This window comes from uncultured Parasphingorhabdus sp., from assembly GCF_963975555.1.
Lineage (GTDB): Bacteria > Pseudomonadota > Alphaproteobacteria > Sphingomonadales > Sphingomonadaceae > Parasphingorhabdus.
On the sequence record NZ_CAXBHH010000001.1, the window covers coordinates 350,914 to 365,772 of the forward strand.

General features: G+C 52.1%; 15 protein-coding genes and 1 tRNA gene. 12 read left to right on the forward strand and 4 right to left on the reverse strand.

Annotation, left to right across the window (positions count from 1 at the left end; translation table 11 throughout):
- Positions 1–48: 48 nt before the first annotated feature.
- The 3 genes from ald to AAC060_RS01690 all read right to left on the reverse strand — a co-directional run bounded on the left by ald (position 49) and on the right by AAC060_RS01690 (position 3,413).
- Positions 49–1,176: an alanine dehydrogenase gene (gene ald, locus AAC060_RS01680; protein WP_339822188.1), complete on the reverse strand. Its 1,128-nt coding sequence runs from the start codon at positions 1,174–1,176 to the stop codon at positions 49–51.
- An 84-nt stretch (positions 1,177–1,260) separates the two neighbouring features.
- Entirely contained in the window at positions 1,261–2,262 is a 1,002-nt protein-coding gene (locus tag AAC060_RS01685) for a peptidylprolyl isomerase (RefSeq protein WP_339822191.1), read from the reverse strand.
- 170 nt (positions 2,263–2,432) lie between these two features.
- Positions 2,433–3,413 (reverse strand): peptidylprolyl isomerase, encoded by a 981-nt coding sequence (locus AAC060_RS01690; protein ID WP_339822194.1) that lies wholly within the window; start codon positions 3,411–3,413, stop codon positions 2,433–2,435.
- Positions 3,414–3,633: 220 nt separating this feature from the next.
- Between AAC060_RS01690 and AAC060_RS01695 the strand changes: the two genes are divergently transcribed.
- The 12 genes from AAC060_RS01695 to AAC060_RS01750 all read left to right on the forward strand — a co-directional run bounded on the left by AAC060_RS01695 (position 3,634) and on the right by AAC060_RS01750 (position 13,194).
- A tRNA-Ser gene (locus AAC060_RS01695) sits at positions 3,634–3,721 on the forward strand.
- A 141-nt stretch (positions 3,722–3,862) separates the two neighbouring features.
- Complete coding sequence (locus tag AAC060_RS01700; protein ID WP_339822195.1) at positions 3,863–5,050, forward strand: integrase arm-type DNA-binding domain-containing protein; 1,188 nt, start codon at positions 3,863–3,865, stop codon at positions 5,048–5,050.
- Entirely contained in the window at positions 5,051–5,956 is a 906-nt protein-coding gene (locus AAC060_RS01705; protein ID WP_339822198.1) for a hypothetical protein, read from the forward strand.
- Between the two features lie 116 nt (positions 5,957–6,072).
- Positions 6,073–6,258, forward strand: a complete 186-nt coding sequence (locus AAC060_RS01710; protein WP_339822201.1) for a helix-turn-helix domain-containing protein — start codon at positions 6,073–6,075, stop codon at positions 6,256–6,258.
- Positions 6,255–6,641, forward strand: coding sequence for a helix-turn-helix domain-containing protein (locus AAC060_RS01715; protein ID WP_339822204.1), 387 nt, complete (start codon positions 6,255–6,257; stop codon positions 6,639–6,641). Before AAC060_RS01710 ends, AAC060_RS01715 begins: the two co-directional genes overlap by 4 nt.
- Complete coding sequence (locus AAC060_RS01720; RefSeq protein WP_339822206.1) at positions 6,638–6,892, forward strand: hypothetical protein; 255 nt, start codon at positions 6,638–6,640, stop codon at positions 6,890–6,892. Before AAC060_RS01715 ends, AAC060_RS01720 begins: the two co-directional genes overlap by 4 nt.
- A 246-nt stretch (positions 6,893–7,138) precedes the next feature.
- Complete coding sequence (locus AAC060_RS01725) at positions 7,139–7,750, forward strand: hypothetical protein (RefSeq protein WP_339822209.1); 612 nt, start codon at positions 7,139–7,141, stop codon at positions 7,748–7,750.
- Between the two features lie 48 nt (positions 7,751–7,798).
- Positions 7,799–9,370: an ATP-binding protein gene (locus tag AAC060_RS01730; protein ID WP_339822211.1), complete on the forward strand. Its 1,572-nt coding sequence runs from the start codon at positions 7,799–7,801 to the stop codon at positions 9,368–9,370.
- A 93-nt stretch (positions 9,371–9,463) separates the two neighbouring features.
- The gene (locus AAC060_RS01735) at positions 9,464–10,123 is read left to right on the forward strand and encodes an SOS response-associated peptidase (RefSeq protein WP_339822214.1); all 660 of its coding nucleotides are present in this window, start codon (positions 9,464–9,466) and stop codon (positions 10,121–10,123) included.
- 113 nt (positions 10,124–10,236) lie between these two features.
- Positions 10,237–10,452, forward strand: coding sequence for a hypothetical protein (locus AAC060_RS01740; RefSeq protein WP_339822217.1), 216 nt, complete (start codon positions 10,237–10,239; stop codon positions 10,450–10,452).
- A gap of 1,222 nt (positions 10,453–11,674) precedes the next feature.
- Positions 11,675–12,388, forward strand: a complete 714-nt coding sequence (locus AAC060_RS01745; RefSeq protein WP_339822220.1) for a TorF family putative porin — start codon at positions 11,675–11,677, stop codon at positions 12,386–12,388.
- Between the two features lie 14 nt (positions 12,389–12,402).
- On the forward strand, positions 12,403–13,194 hold the full coding sequence (locus AAC060_RS01750) for a hypothetical protein (RefSeq protein WP_339822223.1): 792 nt from the start codon (positions 12,403–12,405) through the stop codon (positions 13,192–13,194).
- Between the two features lie 9 nt (positions 13,195–13,203).
- Here the strand turns inward: AAC060_RS01750 and AAC060_RS01755 are convergent, their stop codons facing one another.
- Positions 13,204–14,838: a SpoIIE family protein phosphatase gene (locus tag AAC060_RS01755; RefSeq protein ID WP_339822226.1), complete on the reverse strand. Its 1,635-nt coding sequence runs from the start codon at positions 14,836–14,838 to the stop codon at positions 13,204–13,206.
- Positions 14,839–14,859 lie beyond the last annotated feature (21 nt).

A 14,859-nucleotide genomic window follows, 5' to 3' on the forward strand; every position in this document is an offset into this window, starting at 1 on the left:
GAGGCGTGGTTCGACAAGCTCACCAAGAACGGACAAGACCAACAGATATCAACCTTCTGCCTTCAATCCCACAATTTCCGACACCGGCATATAGTCATAGCCCAGATCCTCGGCGACGGCCTTGTAAGTAACATGACCATTCCAGACATTAAGCCCCTCGGCCAGATGGTGATCATCCCGCAGCGCTGCTTTCCAGCCTTTGTTGGCAATCGCCAACGTGTGCGGAAGGGTCACATTGTTGAGCGCGTAGGTCGATGTCCGCGATACCGCGCCTGGCATATTGGCGACGCAATAATGGACGATATCGTCGACGACATAGGTCGGGTTTTCGTGCGTTGTCGCCTTGGAGGTTTCGAAACAGCCGCCCTGATCGATCGCGACATCGCACAGCACCGAACCGGGCCGCATGGTTTTTAGCATTTCGCGGGTCACCAGCTTCGGCGCTTCCGCTCCCGGAATCAGCACCGCTCCGATTACCAGATCAGCTTCGGCGACGCATTCGGCCAGATTGGCCTTGTTCGAGAAGCGCGTTTTGGCGCGCGATTCGAAATGTGTGCCGACCGATTCCAACACGTCCGGATCGCGATCCAATATCGTCACATCTGCGCCCAGACCCGCCGCCATTTGCGCTGCGTTGAAGCCGACAACCCCGCCGCCGATGATCGTCACCTTGCCGGGAGCAACGCCGGGGACGCCGCCGAGCAAGATGCCGCGGCCACCATGGGCTTTTTCCAGCGCAGTCGCACCGGCCTGGATCGACATGCGTCCGGCGACCTGGCTCATCGGTTTGAGCAAGGGCAATCCGCCGGTACCGGTTACGGTTTCATAGGCAATACAAATCGCCTTGGATTTGACCAGATCCGCAGTCTGTTCCGGATCGGGCGCGAGGTGGAGATAGGTGAACAATATCTGGCCTTCGCGCAGCATAGCCCGTTCGATGGCTTGCGGTTCCTTAACCTTGACCACCATGTCGCATTTTTCGAAGACCTCGGCAGCGGTAGCGGCAATCGTCGCGCCCGCATCGACATATTCGGTATCTTCTGCGCCAATACCGAGTCCAGCGCCGGTCTCGACCAGCACATCATGGCCGTGGGCGGTCAATTCCCGGACTGACTCAGGGGTCAGGCCGACCCGATATTCATGGTTCTTGATTTCTCTCGGGGTTCCGACACGCATGGGGAGGTTCCTTTTTTTCGAGTCTATTCGCTAACAATAACAGCAAATATCGGCGTGCGCGAGATACGTTGTAATTTTGTTACCCTATCTTGAAACTTTCCTAACAGGTGTGGCCACCGTGCAAATATTGCCATAGCCGCCGTGGGCCTCGATATATTGCAGCAGCGCCGGGCTGTAGCTGGCGAGATATTCATAAGCGGGCTGCTCGGCGAGCGGCAACTCGCTGGCCAGCCGGATCGACCGGATCTCGATATGCTGGGATTTATTGGCGTAAAAACCGCCCGAGTCCGTGCCCAGCGGCAGATTCTGCAAATGCTCCAGCCCGTCAATCACCCGGCCGACCATGCCGAATGTCGTATCAAGACTGCGCGCCGCTTCGCCGGTGATCACCGACATTTCCGCGCCCGTTCCGGTGTCTGGCGGGTCATAATGGGCGGGCGACAAAGATCCGCGACATGTGAGCGGATAATATTTCGTCTCGCCGTCAACACTCTTGCTGCCAATCGGCCAGCCGCCGCCGAAGCCGACTTTTTGTGCGCCGCCATTTTCATAGATCATCTTCATCAGTGGCCGGATTTTGGTGCCCTGATATTGATTGCTGTAATCGACCGCTGCCTGCAGGGCCACCATATCGGCATCGCGCTTCACCCCGAGCGCCGCGTTATAATATTCACTCTCCGGAACCGTCTCGAGGCCTTTGGGGATCTTCTTGGCATCCGGATTCCCACCGAATTGGGTGACGAAGTCCTTGGCGACGCGATAGATTTTGGTGCCGTCCCACCAGCGGGTCTTTGCGAAGGTCCGAACGTTGCGAACGTGGCCGCCCGAGAGGTTCGCCGGCAGCAGCTGGATCACCGTCTGGCGCTTCGTTCCGTCGGTAGCATCGGGCAGGGTGAATATCAGAAGATCATTGAGCGGGACCGGCAGCCAATGCTCGGCCGGGGCAGCGGCGAGGGCTTCAGCCGGTGTGAGTTTGGGTGTGTCTTCCGCTTCCTCTTGTGCCAGCACCGGAGAAGCCAGTGAGAAAGAGACTGCAACCAGCGCACAAAGAATAGAGGGTCGCGCGTTCCAAAGATATTTTTTCATCAGGCTGTTCCCGTTGCGAACTTTACAAACTTTACAGTGTTAAAGAAAAATAAGCTGTTTCCCCAAGCTGAGCCAGAAAACTGCCGAAAATCGAGCATAAAGAAGATGCTGGTGTGCCTATCATCATGGCTTCGGTTTACGCAATTGGGCCGGTGTAGGAAAGGTGACTCTCACTCCCCGCTCACTCGGCGCACCGGCACCGGAATATTGCAGATATCTGCGCCACCAGCCGGTTTGATGAAAAACGGATCACGGCGATTGGCGCGGGCATCGGCATATTGGGCAAAAGCCTCGCTCTCGGTATCGAGATATTCGAACGCGGGAGACGGGTCTTCGGCCAGTGCTTCACCCAGCCGGATTGAGGTGATCGGCACGCGCTTGCTCGCATCCTCGTAAAATCCCAATTGCCCCTTGCCACGCGGCAGGCTGGAGAGATGTTCGATTCCCTCAATGACGCGGCCTACTACCGCAATATTACGGTCGAGATGGCGCGGCGCATGGCCGATCACGGTGTAGAGTTCTGCGCCGCTGCCTGTGTCAGGAGAAAGATTCCGGCCGACACCGACTGCGCCGTAGCAGTGGATGGGCCATTGACTAAATCTGCCGCTTCCGATTGGCCAGCCTTGTTTGTGTCTGACCCAAGTTGCATATCCATCGCCTCGTTGATCTTCCCGAGCTTTGACCATATTTTGCGGTAGTTTAATCAAAGCAACCGGCTGTTGTATCATTTCATATTGCCGATCCGTCATTATCTCCAAACCCTCCGGTAAAGCCTTCTGCTCCGTTTCGCCCGATTCCGGATTGTCGTATCCGGCGTCCCCCCATTGCACGACATAATTGTCCTGCACCCGGTTGATGCTGGTGCCATCCCACCAATGCGCGGCGGCCAGCTTGCGGATATTGCGAATCCATCCTTGCGAAAAAGGTTTCGGCATCAATTGGATGACCACCCGGCGAGCATTGCCTTCTGCGTCGGGGGCCAGGTCCATGACCAGCAGGTCGCTCGGTGAAATTTTCACCCAGTCTCTGGCCGGAGCCGTATCAACAATGGCATTGGGGCTGGGATATTCGGTTTTTTCGGTTTCCTGAGCCAGGGCTGGTGCAGATACGGCAAGCGCCGCCAGTGACGCGATGGAGAGCAATTTGTTCATATAAGATTTCCCGTTTCCTGCCGTTAGTGGTGAGCCTGTCGAGCCACGCTGTTCGTCGTGAGGCGTCCTTCTACAAGCTCAGGACGAACGGTTTAAATTCCCAATATTCTGTTCCTCGGCACCCTAACCCGACACTATCGCTTGCGAAAGCCCGTTTCCCGCATTAGGGAAGCGGCGCTGTCTGATATTCGACCAGATTCACGGGTCAGACGGTATATGCGGAGACGTGGCAGAGTGGTCGATCGCGCACGCTTGGAAAGCGTGTATAGGGCAACCTATCGAGGGTTCGAATCCCTCCGTCTCCGCCACTTCCCTATTTCTGCCCATTCCTGAAAATACCAAACCCTTAGTTTACCCTTAGGGTATAAGCGCCTTTCGTGTAACTGGCTGTCGCTTGCTATTCCCTACTAACCCGCTTACGATGTGGGTAACAGTGTGGGAAAAGTAAAATGGGTAATCTGACAGCAACTGCGGTAAAGGCAACAAAGGCGGCTGGTCGCTATGGCGATGGTGACGGGCTTTATCTGGTTGTCGGCAAGTCCGGTTCGCGTTCGTGGATGGTTCGCGTTCAAAAGGACGGACGGCGGCGCGACATTGGATTGGGGAGTGCCAAGAAAGTCTCGCTGGCCATTGCGCGCGACCGTGCGACCATCGTGCGAAGCCAAGTTGAACTGGGAATTGACCCGATAGCCGAACGGCGCAAGTCGGCTGGCATTCCGACATTCCGCGAGGCAGCGGCTCTGGTCTATGCCGAACAGCGCAAGGCATGGAAAAACAAGAAACACAATGCCCAGTGGATTTCGTCTCTGGAGGCTTACGCTTTTCCTGCCATTGGGGACAGGGCGATAAACCAGATCGATGGTCCAGCCGTTCGCGACATATTGGCGACTATTTGGCTAACCAAGCACGAAACTGCAACACGGGTGCGCCAACGTATCAATACGATTATCGATTGGGCGGTGGCAAAAGGCTATCGGGATGCGCCTTTGTCTATGGCCATTATTAACAAGTCGCTTCCCAAAGTCCCCAAGGGCCAGAAAAAGCACTTTGCCGCCATGCCGTATCATGACGTTCCCGAATTTTGTCATGCCCTAAAAAAGAAGGACAGCATTGGCGCACTGGCCTTGCGCGCGGTGATATTGACGGCGGCGCGGTCGGGTGAGGTGCGGCTGGCTACATGGGATGAAATCGACTTTGAAGTGGCAACGTGGACGATACCAGCTGAACGGATGAAAGCAGGGCGAGAACATATCGTGCCGCTATCTCCAGCCGCTCTGGCCGTATTAGAGGAAGCCAAGGGTCATCGCGTAGCAGGCAGCAACTTTGTGTTTCAGGGAACGAAAAAGGGCAAGCCGCTTTCCGATATGACGCTGACCAAAATATTGCGGGACCAAGGCTTGCCGTTCACGGTGCATGGCTTTCGTTCCAGCTTCCGCGATTGGGTGGGAGAGGAAACCAGCTTTGCCGGTGACGTTGCTGAAATGGCTTTGGCGCATACCATAAAGGACAAAACGGAGGCGGCTTATCGCAGGGGGAGTATGCTCGATAAGCGACGGATATTAATGGATAATTGGGCTGATTACACGAACGCTTCAAGCTCGCAAAATATAGTTAAAATTACCATAGGAGGCAAGTAAATGGAAGACGACTATGTCCCGGCTTGGCTTCCAACTGGCGTTGCCTATGAATTGGCAAAATATCTCGTTGACAGCAAAGGAGGTATTGAAGAGCCTATTGGACAAAGGCTTATTGGCTTAGCGATAGCTGGGAAGGTCGTTGCTATATGCCGAAATATTCTTGGTGTAGAAAGAATTCCCGCCGATGAGCTGGAAAAAATCCGAAGCCTAGAAGCGACTATGGATGAAGAAGAGTTTCAGATATGGTCCGAGCAGAATAGCAAAAAAAGGGACGCCGCAATCCGTAAGACGCTGCCTGAATATAAATTGTTATCGCCTGCATTCTGGTTGCACTTTCAGGACGAAGTCAAGTTACCGTATAATGTTGCACATTCATCGACCAATTGGAAAGGTGGAGGCAGTTTCGGATACTCCAAAACTGGGGTGAAGGATGCTAACGGATACTCACCGTTTTATGAGCTATTTGACGATGAATTTGACATGCGGCTCGCATCGGACGTTTTCTTTTTAGAAGATACAATCTACCATGTTACCGTTCCTCCAAAAGAATGGAAGTGGCTCAATAGCCCTGAATTCGACCGCGAAAACTTCAAAATATCAGAAACTTCAAGCCTTCTTGAACACCGTAAGCGAAATGCCACGGGCTTGGAGGTTGCAGGTGAAAAAACTAAAAAACTAAAAGGTGGTAGACGGGGAGCCAAGCATGGCGATGCTATTGCATCAATGACCTTAAAACTTGCCAAACTTCATAGTGAGGAGTTGGATTTGTACACGGTAGATTCCTTGTCATTAGATTTAAAAGACGAGTATCTTAAAATTTCCGAAACACCGCCAAGTCAGCAAAATTTGGAAAGATACAGTGCGGGAATTTTAAGGGTCTTGAGAAAGCAATTGCGTACCATTTAGTACCCTTGCGTACATTGAAATCATACGACATTTCTTGTTGTGAAGGTGACACCGGCAAACGCTGGTGCGCCGAAGGATAACCTTGGCGCTTTCACAGACGCCAGAAAGGGAATTCGATGGCACAACTTTTGACAATAAACGATTTTATGGAGCGCTATTCGATTAGCCGAACGCAAGTCTACCGGCTGGTCAATCAGGGCAAAATCCCGCTTTTGAAAATGGGAACAGCCAGCCGCATAAGATGTACCGATGCGGAAGCATGGGCAGCAAGCCTTCCCACTTATCAGGGAGAGGCAGCATGAATATCCAAAGAAAAACCCCTAAGGCCGGTGGTGCGGCCAAAGGGGTGAATTCCGCAAGTCTCTCAACAATTGGAATGGAAGCTGATTACACGCAGTTCCTGCGTCGACGCAAGCGTCTATTGGCAGAAGGCCCATCCGGTGAATTTTCAGTAGCGGGTAAAAGGGCGATGACGCTTTGCGCCTTGGTCAGCAATGGTGACAACGGCGTAATTGCGCTGGAGCTTTCCAACACCTGGGCCTTGCGGTTGGGAGCCTATGTGCATGACTTGCGAAAGCAGGGGCTGGAAATAGAAACCATCCGAGAACCGCACGACGACATCGGTGGCTGGCATGCTCGATACGTGCTTCATTCGCCTGTCACCATATTGGGAGAGATCGCATGACCGCACCCAACGACAGGGAGTTTATCTTTGAACAGCCATATCGCAACAATGTCTGGCGGGTGCAGCTTTGCACCTTTGGTGGCAATGTTAGGGTGTCGCTATGGCCTTGGTTCAAGGATGCCGACGGGGCGCTCCAGCCGTGCAATCCGAAATATATCCGTAACGGACTCCAGATGCCGCCAGAACGGCTCTGGGAGCTTGGCGAGGCCATTACGGCGGCCAAGGCCGAGATCGACTCTAACGGCGCTTAAAATCGCTTTGAATAGCGGTGCTATGGCCATGACTGATGGCTGTTAGTACAGCGCAATAACAGGGGCGGCTGGCAACGGTCGCCCTTCTCTCCAAATACCAATCTTGAAACTTGGGAAAGTGAATTCAGTTGTTATGCATTGTTATCGTCAAAAATTGGCGAGATTTCACTATTTTTCACTACTTTAGTGGGAAATGGCACAAGCCTTGCTATTATACCCGCGCGTTTAGAGTGCAGGCCGTTTCCCATGACTAAGGTTAGCTGGGGCGGTGCGCGCAACAGCAAAGAGCGATATTCCGACGCCTTAACGCGAGCGCAATGCGAGGCCATTTTGAAAGCCTTAAGCAGCATGATTGCCAAAGACGTTCCACCTAACCGTTTCCTTACCGTTCATTGGGAGAAACTTGGCCTTGCTCCAGCCGATTGTATGTCTGCAATTTCAAGTTTTTTCAGGCTGGCGAGAGACTGGGCGCGCAAGCGTGGACACGAGATCGGTTGGCTCTGGATACGCGAAAATGACTTTGGCGATGGTATGAAGGGTGAGCACGTTCATATCTTGCTGCATATTCCGGAGCCTATAATAGGCGAATTTACGAGGCGCATGACGCGACGCTGGCTGCTGAGGGTGGCGGGTGGCAAATATGTCAAGGGTGCGGCAAGGTTTGACACAATCGGACCACGGGCTAGCGACTATCGCAGTGCGCCTGAGATATACCGCGAAAATCTTGGTAAGTTGGTTGTCTGCTATTTGCTCAAAGGGGCATCGAAGGAGGTCGCACGCGAACTTGCCTTGCCACGATCAAATGACGGGGGCAGGATAGTCGGCAAGCGATGGGGGCGGTCGCAGAGCCTAAAGTGAGTCTTAAGCATGTCGACGCTTGAGAGTTTTTGGTAAGATGAGTGCACTATGGAACAAATTGGATTTGAGTTTAAATATTCAGGGCGTGAAAGCGCCCGGCATATGTCTGTCGATGAAATATACGATAGAATGTCGCAGAAAATCGCCGTCGACATTGATGAGAATCTAAGAGTGGAGCGCAAGTCCGCCCAGTATGGGCAGAAACAACTCGGTGATTATTTTTCTATGTGGGCTAATACAGCTCCTTTCGGTGGCGTCATAATCATCGGCGTTGAAAACGATGGTAAAGTGACTGGTTGTGCGAGGTACGAGCAGTCTCACATTAACGAACTTCAACGGGCAGGCGACATTTATTGTCCTGAAGCCCGTTATGTCGTCAAAGAAGTGCAAGTCGTTAATAATATGGGAAAGCCTGATTCTATCATCGTATTTCGAGTACTTTATCGTGAAGATAAAGTGGTGGAAACGACAGCGGGTAAATCTTATATCAGGCGGGGTTCGTCAAAGCGATTGCTTAGAGGCGATGAGGTGCGTGAATTGCAGTTGTCCAAGGGGCAGCTGGAAATTGAACAAGAGCCTGTTCCCTTGGAATATCCCGATGATTTTGACATGAGCCTCGTGAAAGGTTTTGTGGAATCGGTCCGTGAATCCCGTAGTATGTCAGATGCCCATACCACCGAAGAGGTGCTGGAACTTAGGCGGTTAGGAAAGATAAAAGATAAGCAATTCGTTCCCAATTTGGCTTGTGCTCTATTATTCTCAAAAGACCCCCAGCTTGTTGTCCCGGGATGCAAAATACGTTTCCTTAGGTTTGACGGGATCGATGAAAAAACAGGGAAAGATCACAACGTTGTAAAAAGCTTTTGGATAGAAGGCCCTATTCCGAGTCTTATCCAGCAGTCAGAAAAAATTCTTGAAGCCCAGTTAAGGGAGTATATGCGGCTTGGCCCAAAGGGCGAATTTGTCTCAACATCAGAATATCCAAAAGATGCTTGGTATGAAGCGGTTGTAAATGCATGCGCGCACCGGTCATACAACTTACGGGCCATGCACATCGTGATTAAAATGTTTGATAACCGACTTGAAGTTGAGAGTCCCGGAGGGTTTCCGCCGTTGGTTACCCCTGAAAATATCTACGATATTCATTCACCCAGAAACCCTCATTTGATGGATGCGCTCTTCTATTTGAAATACGTTCTCTGTGAACATGAGGGCACGCGTAGGATTAGAGACTCAATGAATGAAATTGGCTTGCCATCACCATTGTTTCAAGAGATCACATTTAACTCAGCAAGTGTCAGGTTGACCTTGATGAACAATGTTGAGCATCGTCGCCAATTTGTTGATACAGATGCTTTTGGTGTTCTAGGAAAAGAGCTTAGTCAAAGCTTATCCGCACAGGAGCGGAGAATCGTAAACTATGTTGCTGAACATCAAAATATCAATGTGACCGAGGCCGTGAAATTGACCGGAACCAGATGGCATACGATCAAAAATACTCTAACGAGTTTGGTGGATAGAAATATTCTAGATCACATTCATAGTGATGAAGTTGAGCGCGACCGACATGCCTATTTTGTCCTTAAAAAGCGTTATGTCGACAAGCTCAAAGCTAGCTAATTGTCTTGGCAATGCTGAGATTAGGCCTAATTTCGAACTAAGCGATTGAAGGTTGAACGTTAGCTTGGGATGATGTGTCGCAGAGGGCGGGTAATGTGCGGTCGTAAATATGCCAGCGAAGAACTGACTTGGGCCGAATATCGGGAGATACTCGATATCACCCAAGCGCCGCCTGACACAAATTTCCAGCCGAATTACAATATTGCGCCGACGCACAAGGTTCCGGTTTGCATTGAACAGGACGGGGAGCGTTCGCTTGAATTGTTGCAATGGGGGTTGCTTCCACATTGGGCAAAGGACAAAAAAGTCGGCTATAAAATGATAAATGCGAGATCCGAAACGCTGGAGGAAAAAGCGTCGTTCAAGCCATTGCTGAAATCGCATCGCTGCATTGTTCCCGTATCAGGTTTCTATGAATGGAAACTCGACGGCAAAGACAAGCAGGCGCACAAGATCGAGCATGCTGATGGTCGTCCTATGCTTTTGGCCGGTCTATGGACTGAGAGCAGCTCTCTGGGCGTCAAAACTTATACTGTGGTCACCACGGGAGCCACGGCAACATTTGAAGCGATACATAACCGCATGCCTGCAATTTTGGTCAAAGATCAAATTGGCGATTGGCTGGCAGGGGAATGGAAGCAGGCGGCTGGATTGTTAGAACCGTTTGAAGGGGGGCTTTCCATCGTGCCGGTGTCGAACGACGTTGGAAACGTGAAGAACAATTATCCCGAATTGCTCCAGCCGCTGGGCTGATTTTCCGACCAATACGCGCACGCGTGTATATAGGGCTTCCCTTTGCGTTCTCCATGTGTTCTTTCGTCCAAATGCATCGACTCGATAATGGCTATCTGGAAACGATTGTGGCTGTGGCAATCAAGACCGCTCCCAAGACTGTTAAGCAGGGGATGCGGTCGAAGCTGCCCACGGTCAGCGATGCGGCGGTGTCTCGTATTGCCAAGCATATTGCTGACCAATTGAGCAATGATAGCATGATGGTCATTAAAACCGAGATTGTGGGCGCAATAGGCTGCAATGGCAGGTCAGGAATCTGGGGCGTGGATGAACCGGACCCGACGGCTTAGAGCGAATTATTTACACCCTTTACGCGCGCGGGAAGGGGGCAGGCGAAACGGTTGAGTGCTAAGTTGAAAGGTCGGTTTGCATCCTAAGAAAGCCGCATAGGAAGTGCTTATTTCTTCCAAAATGTTACTAATTTCCACATTTTTTTTAGGATGCCCCAAACTACCATCAACATAATAATTGCAAAGGGTATAAGCAGGACTGCGGGTGCTTGGCTGATTATGAATGTGATGCGACCAAATGGGGTAAAAGTCGATAACAACAGAAAAATTACCACTATTACCGCAACGATTTTTAAAAATTTCATCTCATGCTCATCCGTAGGACCTATCTACCATAACGCTTGTCGCCTGTTAGGAGTGCGGTCACGCTGACGCCAACTGAATCCTTTTAGGACCAATACGCGCGCGCGAGTGTAAATAGCGGCGGGGGGCAGTCAAAATCTTTCCAGCCGCTAATCCGGATACCGGCTCCAATCACCAGTGATAGCGTTAATACAGTTTCTCGCCCGCGCGCGTGTAATTAGGAGCGCGATTGGTAAGGTAAGCCAATATTGATTTAGAAAATAGGGAAGGCCCAAGGTCAGCGGGTCGCTAGTTCATCCTTTAGACCTTCCCTAGTGAGGAAGTAAAAATTACGCTTGTCGGCGAGTCGAGTCAAATCCGTTAACGAGTGTCAAATCTGCTTGTCGTGTTTATCGATATGCGGTTGACCGCAAACGCATCGGAGCACGTTCTGACCGGTGCATTGTACTATGCGACCGATGGCCGTTTTATAAGTTTTAGAAGTGGCTCGGCATTCCGGAAACGAGAACCAATTTGATAGTGACGACCCTCAAATGTGGGAATAAGTGTGGGATTAGATTAATTTACGTAAATTATTTATATAATATTCAATATCTTAATCTAAAACTTATACGGACTCCGTCTCCGCCATTTATTTATCACTGAAATGCAATGGGTCTGGTGGTTGAGATGCTTGGCGGCAGGCTTCTTTTCGGAGCGGGTCGCGTATCAAGCCGTCCTGGACGGCTCCAGCACAGCAATCGATTTACCAGATCATGTATGGATTGGAGCCGGATTGTTGGTGTCTAGCTATCCTTATGGAACAGTGCTGCTCGGCCGCGATTAGCTTAAAAAGCGGCGACCATGGTTTCCGGGGGTGGTTAATGATTATTTATGAGGAGGATGTTACAACTCGATCTACACAAAATCCGAGGTACAGATGACGCGGTTGAAATTCTGTTTGCTATTGGGCACCACCGTCAGTCTGGTCGCCGCAACACCTGCCTGTGCGCAGTCGAGCGGGCAAAGCGAGAGCGCGTCGCGCTTTACGCTGTCGGCCAATGCCGCGATCGTTTCCGATTACCGGTTTCGCGGGATAAGTCTTTCTGATCGCGATCCCGCTGTTCAGGGCGGTATCGATGTCAGCATGGACAATGGCCTGTTCGTAGGCAGCTGGGCCTCCACCGTTGCTGATACTGGCGGGTCCAATGTCGAGCTTGATCTCTATGGCGGATATGCCGGATCGGCAGCAGGTCTGGACTATTCGGTGACCGCGCTGGGTTATCTCTATCCCGGGGGCAGCGGCGTAAACTATTATGAAGTCAGCGCCGGTGTGGAAAAGGGTCTGGGTCTGGCGACTCTGGGGGTCGAGATTGCATATGTTCCTGACCAGAAGAACTATCCCGGCGATAATGTCTATGTTTCCGGTACAGCGGCAATGGCCATCCCGAAGACGCCATTCTCCGCAACCGCGCGTGTTGGCCGTGAAACCAGCGATTTCATCAAGAAATGGGACTGGGAAGCCGGCATTGCCTATGCTTTCGGCAAATTCACCACGTCGCTATCCTATGTCGATAGTGATTATGGTGGCGTGGGTGAGGCTGGCAGACTTGGCCGCAGCGGTCTAGTAGCGTCTATTGCAGTGGATTTCTGAAGGTCGAATTGAACATGCTACGTCTATTCCTTTCCGTCGACATGGTGGGTTCAACCCAGTTCAAGGCAAAATTCAGTGGTCGCGCCAGCGATGGCTGGCTTGATACGTTTCATACTTTTTTCACCCATTTTCCTCTGATGCTTGCCGGCCAGCTGGGTTTTGAATTTCTCGACAAGGAAGAGACACCCGCGGTTGATGTCTGGAAGATGATGGGCGATGAAGTGATCTTCATGGCGCAGCCGTCGAGCGCGGAGGAATTGGCGTCGATCCTCCGGGCTTTGCTGCGCACCATGAAGCTATACGAACAGCAGCATTATGAAAAATTGCCGCTGCGATTGAAGGGCACCGCATGGCTTGCCGAATTTGGCGAGTATAATATTGAACTCGATATTCCCGAGCTTTCGTATAGCGACGCGGCTCCTCACGTTGATTTTATCGGCCCCGATCTCGATCTCGGCTTCAGGCTTTCCAAATTTGCGCGGCCTGCCAGTCTGGTTCTTTCTCTCGATCTTGTGGAACTGCTGCTTGGTGCTGACAATTTGTCATCGGTCGCGCTCTATCTGGTCGGAAGCGAGGAGTTGAAGGGGGTCCTGTTCGGCAGGCCCTATCCGATCATCTGGATGGCAGATGCCGAGACGGGTTTCGATTTCCTCCCATGGGAGATAGAAACCTGTTCGATGACCGCTTCAGTGACCGATGCTTTGCCCACCGACAATGACACGCTGCGTCGCGCAATAGATGATATGCGACTATATTTGAGGAAGATGCACGGGATCGAGCGGGACGCTTTCCAGATCGGAAAGTGAATGCGCCGATCAGCTGTCGGGGATGGATGTTCCCTCGTAACAGACAACCAGAATCGCAATATCATCCGATTGAGGCACGGCCCCGACAAAGCCGCTAACGCTATCAGCCAGGCCTTCCGCAATAAAACGCGCCGAGAATTCGGATCGCGCGGCAGCTAGGGCGGTTTCGATGCGGCTGGTGGTGAACAACATGTCTTCGGCATCCGTCGCTTCCGAGACGCCGTCCGTGAACAGGACCAGCGCATCTCCCCGGTGAAGCGGGAAATGGTCAGTCTTGAACGCAACGTCGCCAAATACGCCCAGGGCAATGCCTTGATGCTTGGTCAGCCGCTCGACCGAACCATCGGCCCGGACGATGAAGGGTGCCTCATGGCCACCATCGCTATATTCCACCGTTCCGTCACGCAGGTCGAGGATGCAGGCGAAAACCGTTACGAACATTTCCGCTGCATTCTCGCGCGAAAGCTCGGAGTTGACCTTCCCCATGATTTCGCCGGTCGAGCTGGACGACATGGCGTGCGCTTTGAACAGGGTGGTTGTCATCGCCATGAACAGCGCAGCGGGAACGCCCTTGCCTGACACATCACCGACCACGAAAAACAACCGGTGATCGTCTATCAGGAAATAGTCATAGAGGTCGCCGCCCACTTCCTTCGCGGATTCGAGCATTGCAAAAACGTCCAGCTCGCTATGTTCCGGAAAGGGTGGAAATTTGCGAGGCAGCATACCGATCTGGATGTCACGAGCGGCGGACAGTTCGCCTTCTACGCGTTGGCGTGCGGCGGTGGCGACTTCCATTTCAATCAGATAGCGTTGCAGACGTGAAATCATGGCGGCCATGGCCTCGGCCAGACTGCCGACTTCGTCACCCCGGCTCTGGCTGATCTTATGCATTGCAGCCATTTCCTCTTCGTCAGGCTCAAAGCTGCGCTGCTCCATATTCCGCGTATAGGCTGTCAGACGCACGAGCGGTCCGACAATGCGCGCTATCAGCAGCAATCCCACAGCCATGGCCAGAGCGAACATCATGATGCCGATAAGGATCGATTTCACCAGAGCCTGATGCAGCCGTTTGTCCAGACTCGCGAGATCGATGTCGGCTCCGATGACGTGAATTCGGCCGTCTTCACTGCGGATCGGTTTGTATATCGATCTGAAGGAGCCAAAGGAGTCATGATATTCGTCGAACCGGACACGGCCGTCTGCAAAGCTCCGGAAGAGTTCCACCGGAGCCGTATTGTAAAGGGCGAAATATCCGGTCTGCGCGCCGTCTTTCAGTTCGGATGATGTTGCGCTGGTGGCGACGGTGCGGATTTCGTCGCCGAACTTCATATAGGAATAGACGTAAACAAAGCCGGAATCGTTGGCGAAACGGGACAGACGCTTCTGCACCTCGTCAAATTCATCCTGTGGAATAGAATCCGCGCCTTCGACTCTCCGATGATAACCTTCCGGGATGATCTCGCGTCCGGCATTCACCGCAGCGGCCAATCGGCCATCGATACCTGCAATGATCTCCGATTTGCTGTTGGTATAAAGTGCGGTGGTATAGGCAAAGGCGGAAATGAGGTTTAGGGAAAGCAGTAACAAAACCAATTGTGGCTTCAGGCCAAACCTGCGCTTCCGCTGTACCGTCTCGACCATGATTGAAATGAAACCCCCGAT